The sequence below is a fragment of the Noviherbaspirillum suwonense genome (assembly GCF_900182955.1).
Classification (GTDB): domain Bacteria; phylum Pseudomonadota; class Gammaproteobacteria; order Burkholderiales; family Burkholderiaceae_D; genus Noviherbaspirillum_A; species Noviherbaspirillum_A suwonense.
The window spans coordinates 219,444-236,719 of sequence record NZ_FXUL01000003.1; the positions used below are offsets into that span (position 1 = coordinate 219,444).

The following is a 17,276-nucleotide window of genomic DNA, read 5'->3' on the forward strand; positions in this document are numbered from 1 at the left end:
TCGATTTGGGGCGAAAACGTGGCGGCCGGCAATCCCGTCAAGCGGGACGGCGCGGCAGCATCAAGGGAGCCGGAAAACGTTCAGGAAAGGGGTGGTGCGCGGGACTGGAAATGGCAGGAGAACGGCTGGTTCCACGACAGGAATGCAGCCCACAGCGCCAGCACGCTGGCTGCCGGCAACAGCGGCGCCCGGTAAGGCGGCGTGGTCAGCAGCGCGGGGAGGGTGGCGTCGTCGAACGCGGCGCACGAGTGGCGCAGGTCGATGTCGCCGATTTTGCCGATACTGCTGCTTGTGCTGCCTGCATTGCTTGCGCCGCTACTGAAAACGGCAGCCTTCGCCGCCTGCCCGGGGACGCCCCAGCCGGCGTGCGACACCCGGTGTCCCAGTCCCAGCCACTGCGCGCCCAGCAGGCAGCACAGCATCAGCAGCACCAGGGCGCTGCGGCTGGAGACGGAGATGCGTACGGGATTCAATCGCCGTACAGTTTCTGTTTCAGTTCGCGGCGCTGCTGGGCTTCCAGCGACAGCGTGGCGGTGGGACGTGCCAGCAGGCGCGGTATGCCGATCGGCTCGCCGGTTTCCTCGCACCAGCCGTAGTCGCCGGTGTCGATCGAGGCGATCGATTGCTGCACCTTTTTCAGCAGCTTGCGTTCGCGGTCGCGCGTGCGCAGTTCCAGCGCATGCTCTTCCTCGATCGTCGCGCGGTCCGCAGGATCGGGCACCAGCACGGTTTCCCGCAGGTGCTCGGTCGTCTCGCCGGCATTCTTGAGCAAGTCCTTTTCAAGCTGTTGCAGACGGGCGCGGAAAAACGCCAGCTGTGCGGCATTCATGTAATCCTTCTCGCCCATCTTCAGAATTTCTTCTTCGGTGAGCAAGGCATCGTCGGCGACGGTCGGTTTGGTTGTCTTGGTTGCCACTTCGGTAACTTTCGAAACTACGGTTTAGTCAAATGTATCCGTTAAACGGACAAACGTTTTGTTGCTGCTCAGTAGTATGCCGGAATGAATAATGCTGTCAAAGCATTAAGTAGCTCCCGGTAATTCTTTTGTCAATGCCGGCCAGGGATGATGAAAATCGGCCATCTTATTGCATTACAGACTGTAAGCATGTTGAATCTTTATTTCAACAATGTTGCAGGCGCCGGTGACTGCTTGTCACATCTGGAAAAACCGCGATAGTTTATATCAAACACTGCTCCAGTCCCTGAAGAATGGTGGACTGCGGCAGGCTCACGCCGATGAACACCATCTTGCTGCCGCGCTCCTCGCCATCCAGCCACGGTGCGCCGATATCCGACCCCATGGTCTGGTGCACGCCCTGGAACACGACTTTCCGGTCCGCGCCCTCCATATACAGTATGCCCTTGTAACGCAGCAGCCGCGGACCGAACACCTGGATCAGGCCGCCCAGGAAGTTGTCCAGCCGCGCGGTATCGAACGGCCGCGTGCTGCGAAAGACGAACGCGGCGATATCGTCCGTATGGCCATGATGGTGGTGGTGGTCATGGCCGCAGTGCTCGTCATGCACGTGGCCGTCCTCCTGCGTCTCGGCCGCCAGGAAGTCCGGGTCGATGTCGAGCTTGTCGTTGAGCCTGAAGCCGCGCAGGTCGAGCAGGCTGGCGACCGGTTCGCCTTCCAGGCCGTTGCTGCCGATGGGCGCACGCGGGTTCATGCGCTTCAGCCGCGCCACCAGCGTCGCGACATCGCCGGCGCTGCACAGGTCGGTCTTGGACAGCAGGATGCGGTCGGCGAAACCGACCTGGCGCTGCGCTTCCTCGCGTTCGTCGAGCTGGGTCATCGCGTGCCGCGCATCGACCACGGTGATCACCGCGTCCAGCATGTAATGCAGGCTGATTTCCTCGTCCATGAAGAAGGTCTGCGCGACCGGGCCGGGGTTGGCGAGGCCGGTGGTCTCGATCACCACGTGGTCGAAGTGCAGCTCGCCGGCATTGCGCCGGATCGCCAGCGACGACAGCGCGCTGATCAGGTCGCCGCGCACCGTGCAGCAGATGCAGCCGTTGTTCATCTCGACGATCTGCTCGGTGCTGTCCTGCACCAGGATCTCGTTGTCGATGTTTTCGGCGCCGAACTCGTTCTCGATGACCGCGATCTTGTAGCCGTGCGGCTCCTTGAGCAGTCGGTTCAGCAGCGTGGTTTTGCCGGCGCCGAGAAAGCCGGTCAGGATGGTGGTCGGGATCATGGCTGTGTCGCGCAGTATCTGGCAGTGTCGGTAAGGGAGATCAGGCGTCGCGCTTCCTGGCGCGCGGATGGGCCGCATCATACACCTGCGCCAGCCGCTGGAAGTCGAGCGACGTATATACCTGGGTTGACGATATAGACGCATGGCCCAGCATCTCCTGCACCGCGCGCAGGTCGCCGGACGACTGCAGCACATGCGAGGCGAACGAATGCCGCAGCACATGCGGATGCACGTCGGTCGGTATGCCCAGCGCCAGCGCATGCGCCTTGATGCGCACCTGCACCATGCGCGGCGTCATGCGCTTGCCGCGCAGCGACAGGAACAGCGCGTGCCGCGCGGTGTCGGCCCCGGCATCGGCGCGCAGCAGCTGCGGCCGGACAGTCAGCCAGGCGCGCAGCGCGTCCAGCGCGGCGGCGCCGACCGGCACCACCCGCTTCTTGCTTCCCTTGCCGGTGACGGTGACTTCGCCGCCGGCGTAATCGATCCAGCCGGGCGACGTGTAGCCGCCTTCCTGCACATAGCCGGCGTCCAGCGACACCAGCTCCGACACCCGCAGGCCGCTGGAGTAGAGCAGCTCGAACATCGCACGGTCGCATAGCTGGTCGGGCGCCAGCGGGTCGCGGCCGGGACGGCTGTTCGATACCAGCTGCACCGCGTCGTCGGCCGACAGCGCCTTGGGCAGGGGCTTGCCGCGCTTGGGCGGCCGCACGCCGTCGACCGGGTTGGCCGCCAGCGGCAGCTGCTCGGACAGCCAGTTGAAAAAGCCGCGCCAAGCCGACAGCCGGCGCGCGATCGAGCGCGGATGCAGGCCGGCGCCATGCATCTGCGACGCGAATTTGCGGATATGGAAATGGTCCAGCGCTTCCAGCGCGGGTGCGGCGGCCGGCGGCGCGAATGCCGCCGCGACCAGCCGTTCCAGTTCTGCCAGGTCGCGCCGGTAGCCTTCGACCGTGTGCGGCGACAGCCGGCGCTGCGTCGCCAGGTTCTGCAGGTAGCCGTGGTAATGGGCCTGGCGTTGCTGCGCGCTCATCGCGGCCTCAGGCCAGCAGGCTGGCCAGCGCGGCGCTGGCGGTGGCGGCGAAGCGGATCAGGAAATCGGTCGACATGGTTTCCGAGAAGCGCTGCGCATCGGGCGAACCCAGCACCAGCATGCCGAACGCCTGCTGTGCGCCGGGCGCGCGCAGCGGCAGCATCGCGATGGATTTCACCGTGCCCGCATCGTCGAGCCAGCCGGCGGCCTCGAAGTCGTTGTTGGGGCCGCAGAACGGCGCATCCAGGCCGTTTGCGAATATGCGGATGTCGCCCGAGACCGGTTTGGCGAACCAGGCGTTCGCATGGTCGGCGCCGACGCCCCACAGCCGCAGCGTGACCTGCGGCACGTCGAAACGGTTGCGCAGGCCGTCGACCAGGATGCGCGGCAGCTCGGTGTCATGCCGGCTGGCCAGCAGGCTGCAGGTCCACTGCTGGAATTTTTCGGCGATCGCGTCGTTTTCCTGGCCGTTGCGCATCAGCGTGGACATCTTCAGTTCCAGCTGCTTGTACTTTTCCCGCAGCACTTCCATCTGCCGCTCCTGCAGCGAGATGGCGCGCCCGGACAGGCCGCTGGACAGGCGCACCGACGACAGCAGCTCCGTGTGCTCCTCGAAGAAATCCGGATGGCTGGCAAGGTAGGCGGCGACGGTGGTGGATTCCATGGACATGACGGTTTTCGGAGAATGAAAGCGGATTAGGGGATGGTGTGTCGTCAGAGTTCGATTTCGCCGTCGAACACGGTGACCGCGGGACCGGTCAGCAGCACCGGCGCATTGCCGCCGGCCCAGGCGATGGACAGTTCGCCGCCGCGGGTCCCGACCCGCACCGGCGACGCCAGCAGGCCGCGCCGGATGCCGGCCACCACTGCCGCGCAGGCTCCGGTGCCGCAGGCCAGGGTTTCGCCGGCGCTGCGCTCGAATACCCTGAGGCGTATCGCGTGGCGGTCGACGACCTGCATGAAGCCGGCGTTGACCCGCTTCGGGAAGCGCGGATGATGCTCGATCGCCGGGCCGTCCTGCAGCACCGGCGCGGCGTCGACATCGTCGACCAACTGCACCGCATGCGGATTGCCCATCGAGACCGCCGACACCAGCACCGTATGGCCGTTCACGTCCAGCGGCCACAGCGTGTCGTCGTTCTGCGGTTGGCCCTGGAGGCCGCTGGCGTCGAACGGCACCCGCGCCGCCTCCAGCACCGGCGCGCCCATGTCGACCGTGATGCCGCCGTCGTCTTCCATCCGCGGCTCGATCACGCCGGACAGGGTCTCGACGCGGATCGCGCGCTTGGCGGTCAGGCCTTTTTCGGTCACGTAGCGGACGAAGGCGCGCGCGCCGTTGCCGCACTGCTCCACCTCGCCGCCGTCGCTGTTGTAGATGCGGTAGCGGAAATCGATGCCCGGCGTCTGCGCCTTTTCGACCACCAGCATCTGGTCGGCGCCGACGCCGAAACGGCGGTCGGCAAGGCGCTGCCACTGCGCCGGCGTGAAGGCAATTTCCTGGGCGGTGGCGTCGATGACCACGAAGTCATTGCCGGCGCCGTGCATCTTGGTGAACTTGAGTTTCATGGCAGGGAAATTCAGTAGCCGTCCGCTGGGTCGGTCGCCATCGGGACGGTGGAATCGGACGAGGCATCATACACGTCGGGCACGCCTGGCGGGCGGGTCTTGAAACGCTTGTGCGCCCAAAAATATTCGCCCGGCGCCTCCCTGACGCGCGCCTCGATGAACGCATTCATCCGGCGCGCGGAAACCGCCAGGTCGTCGCCCGGATAATCGTCCCAGGCCGGAAAGAAGCGCACCTTCCAGCCGCGGTAGCCGGGCAGGAAGGTCGCCACCACCGGGATCACTTTCGCGCCGGTCGCCGCGGCAATGCGGGCCGGCGCGGTCAGCGTGGCGGCCGGCACGCCGAAGAAGGGCACGAACAGCGCGTCCCTGGCGCCGAAGTCGAGGTCGGGCAGCATGAAGTAGGGCAGGCCGCGGCGCATCGCGCGGATGATGGGCTTGATGCCGGCCGCGCGCGACACCAGCTCGATCGGCCGGAAACGGGTGCGGCCGCGGCGCAGCGCGCCGTCGAACACCGGGTCGCGCTGCGCGGTATAGATCGAGCACAGCGACGACTCCAGCATCACCGCCACGCCGGCGACATCGAGGCAGACGAAATGCGGGCACAGCAAAATGGTCGGTCCGGCGCCGATCTGCGCCAGCGGCACGCCAGGCTCGCGTTGCACGTCCTGCACGTCCTTCGCGCCGGGCACGTCGGGCACGCCAGGCTCCACCTGTATCAGCCGCCGCAGCCGCGCGGTCGAACCCCACCAGAGCACGCCGCGCTCCAGCACGCTGCGGGCGTAATGCTGGAAGTGGCGGCGGGCGAGCGCATTGCGTTCGCGCTCGGACAGTTCCGGCATGCACAGCCGCAGGTTGGTCTGCGTGATGTGGCGGCGCGGGCCCATCACGAGGTAGAGCAGGCTGCCGACGCCGGTGCCGAGGCGGCCCAGCAGCGGCAGCGGCAGCCAGTGCAGCAGCCACATCAATGCCAGCAGCAGCCTCATGACGGCGACGCCACTGCGGCCGGCGCCACGCCGGGTGGCGTCTTGTAGCGGTTATAGCTCCAGAAGTACTGCGCCGGGCACAGCGCGATCAGCTTTTCCATCGCCGCGTTGATGCTGCGCGCCTGCTGCTCCGGCGTGCCCGACAGGTTTTCCTCGAAGCGCACGAAGCGCAGCTCGTAGCCGCGCCCGTGCTTCAGCCTTTCCGCATAGGCCAGCAGGATGGGCGCGCCGCTCATCTGGTGCAGCTTGGCCGGCAGCGTCATCGTGTAGGCCGGCTTGCCGTAGAAGTCGGCCCACGCGCCTTCGCCCTGCTGCGGCACCTGGTCCGGCAGCAGCCCGATCGCCTGGCCGCCTTTCAGCGTCTTCAGCAGCATGCGCACGCCCGACAGGTTGGCCGGCGCCAGCCGCATGGCCGGCCGCGCCCGGGCCACTTCCAGCAGCGGCTTCAGCGCCTCCTTGCGCGGCGGCCGGTACAGCACGGTCAGCGGGATGTGCTCGGCCACCGCCTGCGCCAGGATCTCGAAGCAGCCCAGGTGCGGCGTCAGGAAGATCAGGCCGCGGCCCTCGGCCAGCGCGGCCCGCGGCAGGTCCAGGCTCTCGATATGGGCAACCGGCAGCACCCGCCGCGCCGGGCCGCACCAGACGAAAGGCAGTTCCATCAAACTCTTGCCGGCTTCGGCGATGGCGCTGCTGCGCAGGCCGCTGTAGCCGGCGCGCTGCAGGTGCGCGTTCAGGCGGCGGCGGTAGGAAGGGGAGGCGGCATAGACCAGCCAGCCGAGCGCGGCGCCGGTCAGGTGCAGCACTGGCAGCGGCAGGCGCGACAGCAGGCGGAATAGGTTGACAAGCATTAAGGAAGACGTCAGCGTTTTGCGCGTTTTTTTCAAGACGCGTAAAATAGCACGAAGTTTTATCCGCCGAGTTAACAGACAACTTGCGAGGCGGCCTACAAATCTCGCTAAAGCGTCGCAGGCTCATAGATAGGCCGCGACTTTTCGACTATCACTTTCATGGAGCCTGCATGGCACACGAATACCTCTTTACCTCCGAATCCGTCTCCGAAGGCCATCCCGACAAGGTAGCCGACCAGATTTCCGACGCGATCCTAGACGCCATCTTCGAGCAGGACCCGAAGGCGCGCGTCGCCGCCGAGACCCTGTGCAACACCGGCCTGGTGGTGCTGGCCGGCGAAATCACCGCGCATGCCAACGTCGACTACATCGGCGTCGCCCGCGATACGCTGAAGCGCATCGGCTACGACAATGCCGACTTCGGCATCGACTACAAGAGCTGCGCGGTCATGGTCTGCTACGACAAGCAGTCGCCCGACATCGCGCAGGGCGTCGACGAAGGCCGCGGCATCGACCTCGACCAAGGCGCCGGCGACCAGGGCCTGATGTTCGGCTACGCCTGCAATGAAACGCCGGAACTGATGCCCGCCGCGATCCATTACGCGCACCGCATCGTCGAGCGCCAGTCGCAGCTGCGCAAGGATGGCCGCCTGCCATGGCTGCGCCCGGACGCCAAGTCGCAGGTCACGCTGCGCTACGTCGACGGCCGCCCGGTCGGCATCGACACCATCGTGCTGTCGACCCAGCATGCGCCCGAGATGGAGCACAAGCAGATCGAGGAAGCCGCGATCGAGATGATCATCAAGCCGGTGGTGCCGCAGGAATGGCTCAACGGCACCCGCTTCCTGATCAACCCGACCGGCCGCTTCGTCATCGGCGGCCCGCAGGGCGACTGCGGCCTGACCGGCCGCAAGATCATCGTCGACACCTACGGCGGCGCTGCGCCCCACGGCGGCGGCGCGTTCTCCGGCAAGGACCCGTCCAAGGTCGACCGCTCGGCCGCCTATGCGGGCCGCTACGTCGCCAAGAACATCGTCGCCGCCGGCCTCGCCGAGCGCTGCCAGATCCAGATCTCGTATGCGATCGGCGTCGCCAAGCCGACCTCGGTCATGGTCACCACCTTCGGCACCGGCAAGATCAGCGATGAAAAGATCGCCGAACTGGTCAGGGAACATTTCGACCTGCGTCCGAAAGGCATCGTGCAGATGCTGGACCTGCTGCGCCCGATCTACAGCAAGACCGCCGCCTACGGCCATTTCGGCCGCGAGGAGCCGGAGTTCAGCTGGGAACGGACCGACAAGGCCGAAGCGCTGCGCGCCAGCGTCGGCTGAACGTGCGAGTCCGCGCAACGGCGGCGGCGCTGGCTGCGTGCTGGGCCGCCGCTGCGTTGCCGGCGCATGCGGCCCAGCCGTCGGCGCATTGCGTGCAGATCAGCCAGGCGCTGCCCGGCGTGGCCGCGTCCGACTGCCAGGCGCAGATGCTTGCGCCGGGCGGCGGCCGCTCGGTCAAGGGCGTGCCCCTGCTGGTGCGCCGCATACCGGCGCAGCCGGCCGACAAGGCCAAGCCGGTGCGCATCTTGCTGCTGGGCGGCATCCATGGCGATGAGCCCACCTCGTCGGCCATCATCTTCCGCTGGATGCGCAACATGCAGACGCCGACCGCGCGCCAGTTCAGCTGGAGCATTGCGCCGGTGGTCAATCCGGACGGCATGCTGGCCAGGCAGAAAACCCGCGTCAACGCGCGCGGCGTCGACCTCAACCGCAATTTCCCGACCCCGGACTGGCAGCGCGAAACCGACCGCTACTGGAACCGCGTCACCGGCCGCGACCCGCGCAGGTATCCGGGGCGCTCGGCCCTGTCCGAGCCGGAAAGCCGCTGGCTGGACGATGAAATACGCCGCTTCCAGCCCGACCTGATCATCTCGGTCCATGCACCGTTCGGCCTGCTCGACTTCGACGGTCCGGCAGCCCCGCCCAACCGTTTCGGCCTGCTGCGCTACGACCCGATCGGCGTCTATCCGGGCTCGCTCGGCAACTACGGCGGCGGCCAGCGCAAGGTGCCGGTCGTGACGATCGAACTGCCGCATGCGCAGGACATGCCCAAGGATGCCGAAGTGGACCGGATCTGGCGCGACATGCTCAACTGGGTAGGGCGAAGCGTGACCGCGCAGAAGCTGGCGGATGCGCGGCCGTAAACAAGCCGGCGTGCGCTGCTGGAACGTTAAGGGCGGCAGCGGGGACTGAAGCCGGTCTTTAACTGCTTCGAGGTTCCCATGAGTATCCTAGTTCCGGCAAACAACATCTTTAAAAAATTCGCAGATTATGTCTTTCCTGCCAATCTGGCTATCGGCAAAGCAGAGACGCGGGCGGGCGAGCAAAGGGCGCAGAAGGTGCAGCGCACGCAGCCGATGCCGATCGGCATGCGTTCGCCCAGGCAGCAATTGGCCGACGGGCTTGGCAAGCCCATCGCAGGGAAGGCGTCCGGCAGCGTGCCGTTTTCAACCCGCTTCGCCATCCTGGTGTTTTCGGTCCGGCTGAAATTCACCGGCAGCACCGCGGGCCTGAATGCGTTGCGGACAGAGGTGAAAACATTGCAGAAAAGCCTGGCGGCCGCCAATGACGCATCCAGCGCCGCCGCGCTTGGCGAGATGAAAGCAAGAATAAGCGACAGGCTCGCAAAGCAGGACCCGCAGCATTTCATTCCCGAGGCTGGCGGCCGGCAATACCAGGGCTGGTAAGCCTGTCCCTGACAGCCGCGGGTTTTTCCGTTAAAATTCGCGGTTCGTCAAGGAGCGTTGCGACAGGGTGGTCATCCTGCCAGGCTTGGCGTATCAACACCGCAACCGCGCTCACGTGACTTTTTTCTTGGTTTTTTACAGAAAGGAGGCGTGATGAGCGCCCTGCCACAAGCACCAAAATCCAACGCTGATTTCACCGACTACGTCGTAGCCGACCTGTCCCTGGCAAGCTGGGGCCACAAGGAAATCCGCATCGCCGAGACCGAAATGCCCGGCCTGATGGCAATCCGCGAGGAATACGCCGCCGCCCAGCCGCTCAAGGGCGCGCGCATCACCGGTTCCATCCACATGACCATCCAGACCGCCGTGCTGATCCAGACGCTCGAAGCGCTGGGCGCGAAGGTGCGCTGGGCGTCGTGCAACATCTACTCGACCCAGGATCACGCCGCCGCGGCCATCGCCGACGCCGGCACCCCGGTCTTCGCGTTCAAGGGCGAATCGCTGGACGACTACTGGGAATTCACCCATCGCATCTTCGAATGGCCGGACACCGCTGAAGGTCCACAGTATTCGAACATGATCCTCGACGACGGCGGCGACGCCACGCTGCTGCTGCACCTCGGCACGCGCGCTGAAAAGGATGCATCGGTGCTCGAGAACCCGGGCTCGGAAGAAGAGGTCTGCCTGTTCAACTCGATCAAGAAACGCCTTGCATCGCAACCCGGCTGGTATTCGACCCGCCTGGCCGAGATCAAGGGCGTGACCGAGGAAACCACGACCGGCGTGCATCGCCTGTACCAGATGCACCGCGACCTGAAGCTGGCGTTCCCGGCCATCAACGTCAACGATTCGGTCACCAAGTCCAAGTTCGACAACCTGTACGGCTGCCGCGAGTCGCTGGTGGACGGCATCAAGCGCGCGACCGACGTGATGATCGCTGGCAAGGTCGCTGTCGTGGCCGGCTATGGCGACGTGGGCAAGGGTTCGGCCCAAGCGCTGCGTGCGTTGTCCGCACAGGTCTGGGTCACCGAAGTCGACCCGATCTGCGCGCTGCAGGCGGCAATGGAAGGCTACCGCGTCGTGACCATGGATTACGCGGCCGAGCATGCCGACATCTTCGTCACCGCCACCGGCAACTACCATGTGATCACCCATGAGCACATGAAGAAGATGAAGGACCAGGCGATCGTCTGCAACATCGGCCACTTCGACAATGAAATCGAAGTCGCCGCGCTGCGCGAGCACACCTGGGAAAACATCAAGCCGCAAGTCGATCACGTGATCTTCCCGGACGGCAAGCGCATCATCCTGCTGGCCGAAGGCCGGCTGGTGAACCTGGGCTGCGGCACCGGCCATCCGTCCTACGTGATGAGCTCGTCGTTCGCGAACCAGACCATCGCCCAGATCGAACTGTTCGTCAACACCGACAGGTACCCGGTCGGCGTCTACACGCTGCCCAAGCACCTGGATGAAAAAGTGGCGCGCCTGCAGCTGAAGAAGCTCAATGCGCAGCTGACCGAGCTGACCGACGAGCAGGCCGGCTACATCGGCGTGTCGAAGGAAGGCCCGTTCAAGCCCGAGCATTACCGCTACTAAGACTGGCTGGGCGGCGCGAGCCGCCCTTTTTTTGCCCGCCGTATCGTTGGAGTCCACCGAGGAGCACGCATGCGACTGCTGTTAGCCTGGCTGATCAATACCATCGCCCTGTTTGCCGTGCCCTACATTCTCCGCACGGTCTACGTGCAGGACCTTGGCACCGCGCTCGTCGCCGCGCTGATCCTTGCCCTGGTCAATACCCTGATACGCCCCATACTCGTGCTGCTGACGCTGCCGGTCACGCTGGTCACGCTCGGCCTGTTCATCTTCGTCATCAACGGCCTGATGTTCTGGCTGGTCGCCAACCTGGTCGGCGGTTTCGCCGTGGCCGGCTTCTGGTCCGCGGTGGGCGGCGCGCTGATCTACAGCGTGATTTCCTGGGGGCTATCGGCCTTACTGTTGAGAAAATAATGTCCGAGAACACTTACAGCATCGAGCTGTTCCCGCCCAAGACGCCGGAAGGCGCGCAAAAGCTGCGCGCCACCCGTGCCGAACTGGCGCAGCTCAAGCCACGCTATTTTTCCGTCACCTTCGGCGCCGGCGGCTCCACGCAGTCCGGCACCCGCGACACCGTGTTCGAGATCAGCGCCGAAGGCCACGAAGCCGCGCCGCACCTGTCCTGCATCGGCCGCAATCGCGACGAACTGCGCGCGATGCTGGCCGAGTACCAGGCGCACGGCATTCGCCGCGTGGTCGCGCTGCGCGGCGACCTGCCCAGCGGCTACGGCATGCTGGACGCCTCGTCCGGCGAGTTTGCCTATGCCAGCCAGCTGATCGAATTCATCCGCGCCGAGACCGGCGACTGGTTCCATATCGAGACCGCCGCCTACCCGGAAGTGCATCCGCAAGCCAGGTCCGCGCAGGAAGACCTGCGCCATTTTGCCGGCAAGGTGAAAGCCGGCGCCGACGCCGCCATCACCCAGTATTTCTATAACGCCGATGCCTATTTCCGCTTCGTCGATGACGCCCGCGCACTGGGCGTGGACGTGCCGGTGGTGGCAGGCATCATGCCGATCACCAACTACACCCAGCTGATGCGCTTTTCCGACATGTGCGGCGCCGAGATTCCGCGCTGGATACGGCTGAAGCTGGCCGGCTATGCCGACGACACCGCGTCGCTGAAGGCATTCGGCCTGGACGTGGTGACGCAACTGTGCGAACGGCTGCTGGCGGGCGGCGCGCCCGGGCTGCATTTCTATACGCTGAACCAGGCAGGGCCGACGACGGCCATATGGAAGCGGCTGGGCTTGTAGCGCAAGCGGTGGATTAGTGAAATATCAAGCCAGGCATCGCCGCATGCCGCGCTGAAGGAACGGATTCGGGTTGGCAAGCTACCTAACATTTTTCTCCATCTCCTGGAGTGCAAAATGTGGGCTTGCCTTTTTCCTTCCTACACGGCACCTTCCGCGCCGCAGCAAGCCGCCCGGAAAGCCGCCTCGCCATCCGCCGCGAAGGGCCGCGCATGGACCACTGCCGCGCCTGGCTCGCCCCGCATCTCCCATCGGTCGACCTGGTGGCAGGTATTGGGAAGCGGCAGCGTTAAAAACCTGATTTACTGGGTGGAGCGCAAAATACTGGACAGCAGGCTTCCCAGGACCGCACGCGCACAAAACCCCGAAAATGCAAGGATCGCCTTGCAGCAGGCATTGAAGTCGACCTTCAAGACCAATTCTCCCCAGGAAGAAAAAGCAGCCCGCACCAAGCTGGAAACGAGCCTGGAAAACGCGATCTGGTACGGCGTCGATATAGAGAACGTGGCCCGGGAAGTCTATTCCGCTGCGAATGCCGGTGAACGTTTTTCCATGCAGACAAGCTGCCAGGCGACAACGGCACTTGCCATCCTTTCCGATTGTCTTGCTGACAGCCACCTGGCCCATGAGAATTTGAAGCGTCAGCTGAGAATCGGGTTTCTGAAATCGAATGAATATTCCCAGGCATCTGCAGGATTTGATTCGGCTGTCCAGCAAACACTCTGGTCGCAGATGGACCTTGCCTTCAGGGCGGCCTGTCCCGGATTAAGAAGTGAATTGATCGACCAGGTATTGCAGGGATCGGATAAAAATGAATTGCTGTTTCTGGCGACGCATCACTACATGGGATGCAGTGGAAAGCTTTCTGTCCTCCAGGCTCTTTCCGCTCGCGCCTTTTTCCTCCTGGAAAAACAGTTGGAAAATAAAAACGTTAAAGATATCCGGTTGACTGCAGCAAACGACACAGAACTTGACGCTTTCGGAAAACTGGCAGGCTGCTATAACTTCAGGAAGCTCAAGGCAGCGCAAGAAACAGAAAAACAGCACCGCACGACTTTCAATGCAAGGACTGAATTATTCGAAAGTTTCAGGAAACATCTTATCCAGGCCGGTTCGCCCGGAGACGATGGCACCAGGCAGCGTTTTTTATCGACGAATAAATCGGCGTCAGCATGTTTCTCTACTGCTGAACAGAAGGCGATATTAAGGAAGGCAATCGCTGCATCCGATCCCGCAACAATCGTCAAAGTGGCAAATCTTGCCAAGGTAACCGCCGGGGATCGCATGCTGGTGGAAGCGGCCAATGACTACCTTGCATCGCCCGACGTGGCCGACCTGGATGATGACAAGCTGATTGCTTATCTTGCCTTCCCTAAAAATAAAATCCCACCCGGCACGCGTGATCTGCTCGTTAAAGAGGCAATAAGACGTGCCGATGCAGCGACGATAGCGGTAGCCCGGCTGATAGCTGAACAGTTCAATCCCGATACCCATCTCCCTTTTACATGCCGCCGCCTGGTTCGCGCTGCGCTGGAGATCCGCGCATGGGAAAAAATCCGCGTCGAACTTCAGGATGCGGCCGGTGCCGGGGTGGCGCCACAGTCGATCGGGATAGATCTGGGCGACGAAACGCCCGGCAGATATTCACGCGCCTATAAAAAATTGATGTTCCAGCATTTGTCCGACAAATTAAGGATGAATGACGACGATCAAATCGGCACAAGGACAAGGACAGAGCCGCTTTTTTCCAGGCTGATCGAAGAACAGGATGCGGCCGATCTGGCGCCGCTTGCTGCCCGGGATCAGGACGAAATGGATGAGGCGCTTTCTGACTTTCTTCCTGACGCCGGAAATTGGAAGCGCGGACCAGGTTTGCAAAGGCTGACCGTTGGTCAGGAAAATACCTTGCGGACCATGCTTCTGGAACATATCTCGCAAGCGGCCTCTTCAAGAAAGGTCGCGGAAAACTCGCAGGAATTTCCGGTTTGCAGCCAGTTCCTGCGCGATACGACGCAAGCGCACCTGGCAGTGAACGGGGTGCTGATCCCGAAAATTGTCGATGCCAGGGTTCCAATGCAATCCGTAAGCCGGGGTCAGGCATACCTGAATGCAATGCGCAAGCTCCGCAACATCAGCGATGCGCAAATTTTCATGGCAAGCAGGGTCGCCAATCAAAGCATCGCCAATGTTTTTTCCGATTTCGTCTTGCAGGAAAAATTGTGTTCGCTGTCTGTCGATGAAATGGAAGCAGGGAATTTATCCGGGGCTGCCATTGCCAGCGAAGGTTTGCTGCCTGCCGACCTGCAATTCGATGAGAATGTCTTCATGAAGGCCAACGGAAATCTTGTCATTCGCGTCCATGCCGTGCAAAAAAATATCAGGGAATGGAAAGGCGCAGACATAAGCGAAGTCACTGTTCATACCGATGAAAACGCTTCTTCGTTCATGGCTGAATTAAATTTAGAAATCAATCGGGAGGGCGAAATATTGGAAGAGTTGTCCGCAAAAATTTCATTCGAGCGGATGTTTTCTGCGCAGCGTACGTTCCAGGTTGCCGGGCTCGCGCCGTAGCCATGTTAGCCGGCCGGTCGAGCGCCGGCCGGCGCAGTGGCAGTAGCCGGATGGTTTGATTCCTGGAAGGCAGGCTCCATAAATCAATGGGGAACGTGGCTCGACATGCGTGGTACAGATCGGCCAGTTTCCATAGCCCGAGGATTGCCATGCATGCGATTTCTGAACAGTCGTACGAGAACTGGAATGTACCTTATTCCGCATCTGCTCCAATCACTACCCCCGGCGACGAAGAAAATTTCTCCACGCGGCATTATGTCGCCGCCAAGCCATCCATTCCGCGTGCAAGTCAGAAAATCGTTTGCACCCAGAACATCAAATCAATACTTGAAAGAGTCCTGCTGACCGTTACAGACTTTTTCTCATGTTCCAGCGCGCTTGTGACCAAGCGTCTCGCTATCGAAAAAGATTTGAATCAGATGCTTCAATCCCCCCATAAAATGAAGCTGGACAATTGGGACATTGCTTTTAACAAGCGGTGTGCCGATGCAAGATGGTATGGCGTCGACGTGGATCGCGTCATCTACCAGGCATTCCTCAGCATGGAAAGTCACGCAGCAACTTCACTGAAATCGGTCTGCGAAAAAGGTGATTCACTAGGCTGGCTACAGCCTGCTATTGAGAGCCGGACACAGGCGCATGGCGCTGCCGTGAAGAAACTGGCTACCTTGTTGAGCCTGGATCCAAGCATTAAAAATGACGAGGATGACAACGAGATTGCCAGGATTTTTCAGGGCGCAGTGGCTGACGGATGCAACATTCGTTCTATCGTTGATTCGCTGATTGCTGGTGACAGCCTGCGTGCATTTCGTTTGCTGACAATAGCGTCGAATCCACATGGGGCATACTCTTCATTATTCGATGCAGTCAACGAGGCGGTCTGCGGAAAACTCCTGTCCGATGATAAAGTTTTCAACGAGCTGCTGGATCGAAACAGCATGCAGAATATAGACAAGATCTTTGGCCTGCTGAATCCGCATCTTTCTGGAGCATCCTCCGAAAAGGCCGCGGTCATCCACCTGACATGGGCTGCGAAAAATCGGCTGGATGAATTGGACAAACCTGGCGCTGCAAACGGCAATTACACGAAGTTTGAACGCTTTATACACGCCAGCGGATGCAAGCCAAACGAGATCCGGAGAATTTTTGCGCTGGCTGCCGCAAAGCATGTAAAGACAGCGCCACATTCTGCAGCCCCTTCGGCCAGTTCACCGAATGGTTATGACAAATGGCTGATTGATGCGAGACACGCCGGCGCATTAAGCGACGACAAACTGGTCAAGGCATTTGACGACGGCCTGTACGGTCTGCCAACGATGGAAATTGGCATATCGTCCGAGGACATGGCAGTTCTCAAGGCGGAAGCGGGTCGTCGGGCGGAATCTTCCGAAACCGATCTTTTAGTGACGCTCACGTCTGCTGCCACAGGTGCGATATTGATGGACAGCGTGTGGTATCTGCTGCCTGCCGTTCTGTTGGCGGAAAAACATGACGCGCGCATGAAAAAGTTCCAGGAGTTGTCTTTCTTCGAGCCTGGAAATACACAGGGGGAAATAGTCGAAAAAATGGTTCCGCGCGATCGGCAAAGGATCATCCAGTGCCTGAATTATTTATCAGGAAAATTACATGCGCATGGCGAAACCGATGCCGCGAAATTCCTGACAAGGCTTTTGCCGAAAATCGGAAGTTCCAGGAAGTGTGGAACCCCTCGTAAAAGCGACAGGAAAATGATCGTAACAATGCTGGCTCGCCATCTTTCAAAAGAGTCAGACTGGAAACGCGACTTCGAATGCAAGAAATTTTCACCCTCTGAACTTGCCAGTTTTCAGGAAAGTTTGACAAAGAGCCATAAGGAAATTTCCAACTTGAGTCAAAACAGCAGCCATGATGCGGGCAATCCGTTTTGCGAGCAGTTTAAAGTCGACAACCGGGGCTTCCATATATGGATCGGGACTGAGCCCATGGACGGCTTCTCGGGCCGCACCCCTGATGAACGATCACAGGCAATCATCCACGCGCTGATTTCCCGCTTGCAGATTTCGAAAGAGCAGGCAATGACAGTTTCCAGGCTTTGCACGCAGGACGTATCGAATCAAGTCATTTCGACGATGGCCGAGAAGAAAATATTCCTGATGCATCCGGCTGATGAGGAATCGCTCGGATTGCACGGTCCCCTGGGCGAGCGTGCGCTGACGCCGATGGTTCTGCCAATGGAGCAGATCGTGTCGAAAACCGCGGATGGAATCCTGACGGTAAAGTATTTCCTGTTCAAGGATAACCTGGCCGCAATGAGCGCCGCACCGTATGCGGTGCTACTGGATCCCGACAATTCGGCGTTTTGCGGCGAGTTGACGTTTTCCATTCAGGCGAATGGCGAATTCAACGTGGAAGGGGACGTGGTCCTTGGCTTGAAGAAGATCATCGTGGGCGTGTCCGAATAGTCGAAACCCGGTGCCTGAGGTGGATAGGATATCCGGGACCCCTGGCAGGCCTGCGC

The 17,276-nt window shown here is 61.7% G+C and carries 16 protein-coding genes and 1 riboswitch; of the genes, 8 read left to right on the plus strand and 8 right to left on the minus strand.

All coding sequences use genetic code 11. The features are described 5' to 3' along the window. Nucleotides 1-80: 80 nt before the first annotated feature. The 8 genes from QOL82_RS06665 to QOL82_RS06700 form a co-directional block, all read right to left on the minus strand. Nucleotides 81-473 (minus strand): hypothetical protein, encoded by a 393-nt coding sequence (locus QOL82_RS06665; protein WP_283441465.1) that lies wholly within the window; start codon nt 471-473, stop codon nt 81-83. Continuing rightward, nucleotides 470-916 carry an RNA polymerase-binding protein DksA gene (dksA, locus tag QOL82_RS06670; protein ID WP_283441466.1) on the minus strand — a complete coding sequence of 149 codons (447 nt, stop codon included), beginning with the start codon at nt 914-916 and terminating at the stop codon, nt 470-472. The genes QOL82_RS06665 and dksA overlap by 4 nt, the downstream gene beginning before the upstream one ends. A gap of 262 nt (nt 917-1,178) precedes the next feature. Beyond that, entirely contained in the window at nt 1,179-2,198 is a 1,020-nt protein-coding gene (locus tag QOL82_RS06675; protein ID WP_283441467.1) for a CobW family GTP-binding protein, read from the minus strand. Between the two features lie 40 nt (nt 2,199-2,238). Next, the gene (locus QOL82_RS06680; RefSeq protein ID WP_283441468.1) at nt 2,239-3,228 is read right to left on the minus strand and encodes a tyrosine recombinase XerC; all 990 of its coding nucleotides are present in this window, start codon (nt 3,226-3,228) and stop codon (nt 2,239-2,241) included. Nucleotides 3,229-3,235: 7 nt separating this feature from the next. Continuing rightward, complete coding sequence (locus QOL82_RS06685) at nt 3,236-3,898, minus strand: DUF484 family protein (protein WP_283441469.1); 663 nt, start codon at nt 3,896-3,898, stop codon at nt 3,236-3,238. A gap of 44 nt (nt 3,899-3,942) precedes the next feature. Further along, entirely contained in the window at nt 3,943-4,794 is an 852-nt protein-coding gene (gene dapF, locus QOL82_RS06690) for a diaminopimelate epimerase (RefSeq protein WP_283441470.1), read from the minus strand. An 11-nt stretch (nt 4,795-4,805) separates the two neighbouring features. Continuing rightward, nucleotides 4,806-5,777 carry an LpxL/LpxP family acyltransferase gene (locus QOL82_RS06695; RefSeq protein ID WP_283441471.1) on the minus strand — a complete coding sequence of 324 codons (972 nt, stop codon included), beginning with the start codon at nt 5,775-5,777 and terminating at the stop codon, nt 4,806-4,808. Next, nucleotides 5,774-6,625, minus strand: coding sequence for a lysophospholipid acyltransferase family protein (locus tag QOL82_RS06700; protein WP_283441472.1), 852 nt, complete (start codon nt 6,623-6,625; stop codon nt 5,774-5,776). The genes QOL82_RS06695 and QOL82_RS06700 overlap by 4 nt, the downstream gene beginning before the upstream one ends. 170 nt (nt 6,626-6,795) lie before the next feature. Here QOL82_RS06700 and metK point away from each other — a divergent pair, with 170 nt between their 5' ends. The 8 genes from metK to QOL82_RS06740 all read left to right on the plus strand — a co-directional run bounded on the left by metK (nt 6,796) and on the right by QOL82_RS06740 (nt 17,220). Further along, entirely contained in the window at nt 6,796-7,956 is a 1,161-nt protein-coding gene (gene metK / locus QOL82_RS06705; protein WP_283441473.1) for a methionine adenosyltransferase, read from the plus strand. A gap of 2 nt (nt 7,957-7,958) precedes the next feature. Further along, a complete protein-coding gene (locus QOL82_RS06710; RefSeq protein ID WP_283441474.1) occupies nt 7,959-8,819 on the plus strand; it encodes a M14 family murein peptide amidase A in 861 nt (286 codons plus the stop codon). A gap of 78 nt (nt 8,820-8,897) precedes the next feature. Next, nucleotides 8,898-9,362, plus strand: a complete 465-nt coding sequence (locus QOL82_RS06715) for a hypothetical protein (protein ID WP_283441475.1) — start codon at nt 8,898-8,900, stop codon at nt 9,360-9,362. A 43-nt stretch (nt 9,363-9,405) separates the two neighbouring features. Then, a riboswitch (S-adenosyl-L-homocysteine riboswitch) is annotated at nt 9,406-9,482 on the plus strand. 33 nt (nt 9,483-9,515) lie between these two features. After that, a complete protein-coding gene (ahcY, locus tag QOL82_RS06720) occupies nt 9,516-10,958 on the plus strand; it encodes an adenosylhomocysteinase (RefSeq protein WP_283441476.1) in 1,443 nt (480 codons plus the stop codon). A gap of 69 nt (nt 10,959-11,027) precedes the next feature. Continuing rightward, nucleotides 11,028-11,369 (plus strand): phage holin family protein, encoded by a 342-nt coding sequence (locus QOL82_RS06725; protein ID WP_283441477.1) that lies wholly within the window; start codon nt 11,028-11,030, stop codon nt 11,367-11,369. Beyond that, the gene (metF, locus tag QOL82_RS06730; RefSeq protein ID WP_283441478.1) at nt 11,369-12,211 is read left to right on the plus strand and encodes a methylenetetrahydrofolate reductase [NAD(P)H]; all 843 of its coding nucleotides are present in this window, start codon (nt 11,369-11,371) and stop codon (nt 12,209-12,211) included. Before QOL82_RS06725 ends, metF begins: the two co-directional genes overlap by 1 nt. Before the next feature lie 114 nt (nt 12,212-12,325). Next, on the plus strand, nt 12,326-14,779 hold the full coding sequence (locus tag QOL82_RS06735; RefSeq protein WP_283441479.1) for a hypothetical protein: 2,454 nt from the start codon (nt 12,326-12,328) through the stop codon (nt 14,777-14,779). Nucleotides 14,780-14,928: 149 nt separating this feature from the next. Further along, nucleotides 14,929-17,220 (plus strand): hypothetical protein, encoded by a 2,292-nt coding sequence (locus QOL82_RS06740; RefSeq protein WP_283441480.1) that lies wholly within the window; start codon nt 14,929-14,931, stop codon nt 17,218-17,220. Nucleotides 17,221-17,276: the final 56 nt, after the last annotated feature.

What these genes read in the sequence shown, in the direction of transcription:
- QOL82_RS06675 (WP_283441467.1), bottom strand. Translation starts at nt 2,198, where the DNA reads ATGATCCCGACCACCATCCTGACCGGCTTTCTCGGCGCCGGCAAAACC.
- QOL82_RS06700 (WP_283441472.1), bottom strand. Translation starts at nt 6,625, where the DNA reads ATGCTTGTCAACCTATTCCGCCTGCTGTCGCGCCTGCCGCTGCCAGTG.
- QOL82_RS06725 (WP_283441477.1), top strand. Translation starts at nt 11,028, where the DNA reads ATGCGACTGCTGTTAGCCTGGCTGATCAATACCATCGCCCTGTTTGCC.
- metF (WP_283441478.1), top strand. Translation starts at nt 11,369, where the DNA reads ATGTCCGAGAACACTTACAGCATCGAGCTGTTCCCGCCCAAGACGCCG.
- dapF (WP_283441470.1), bottom strand. Translation starts at nt 4,794, where the DNA reads ATGAAACTCAAGTTCACCAAGATGCACGGCGCCGGCAATGACTTCGTG.
- QOL82_RS06740 (WP_283441480.1), top strand. Translation starts at nt 14,929, where the DNA reads ATGCATGCGATTTCTGAACAGTCGTACGAGAACTGGAATGTACCTTAT.
- metK (WP_283441473.1), top strand. Translation starts at nt 6,796, where the DNA reads ATGGCACACGAATACCTCTTTACCTCCGAATCCGTCTCCGAAGGCCAT.
- QOL82_RS06685 (WP_283441469.1), bottom strand. Translation starts at nt 3,898, where the DNA reads ATGTCCATGGAATCCACCACCGTCGCCGCCTACCTTGCCAGCCATCCG.
- QOL82_RS06715 (WP_283441475.1), top strand. Translation starts at nt 8,898, where the DNA reads ATGAGTATCCTAGTTCCGGCAAACAACATCTTTAAAAAATTCGCAGAT.
- QOL82_RS06735 (WP_283441479.1), top strand. Translation starts at nt 12,326, where the DNA reads ATGTGGGCTTGCCTTTTTCCTTCCTACACGGCACCTTCCGCGCCGCAG.
- ahcY (WP_283441476.1), top strand. Translation starts at nt 9,516, where the DNA reads ATGAGCGCCCTGCCACAAGCACCAAAATCCAACGCTGATTTCACCGAC.
- QOL82_RS06695 (WP_283441471.1), bottom strand. Translation starts at nt 5,777, where the DNA reads ATGAGGCTGCTGCTGGCATTGATGTGGCTGCTGCACTGGCTGCCGCTG.
- QOL82_RS06680 (WP_283441468.1), bottom strand. Translation starts at nt 3,228, where the DNA reads ATGAGCGCGCAGCAACGCCAGGCCCATTACCACGGCTACCTGCAGAAC.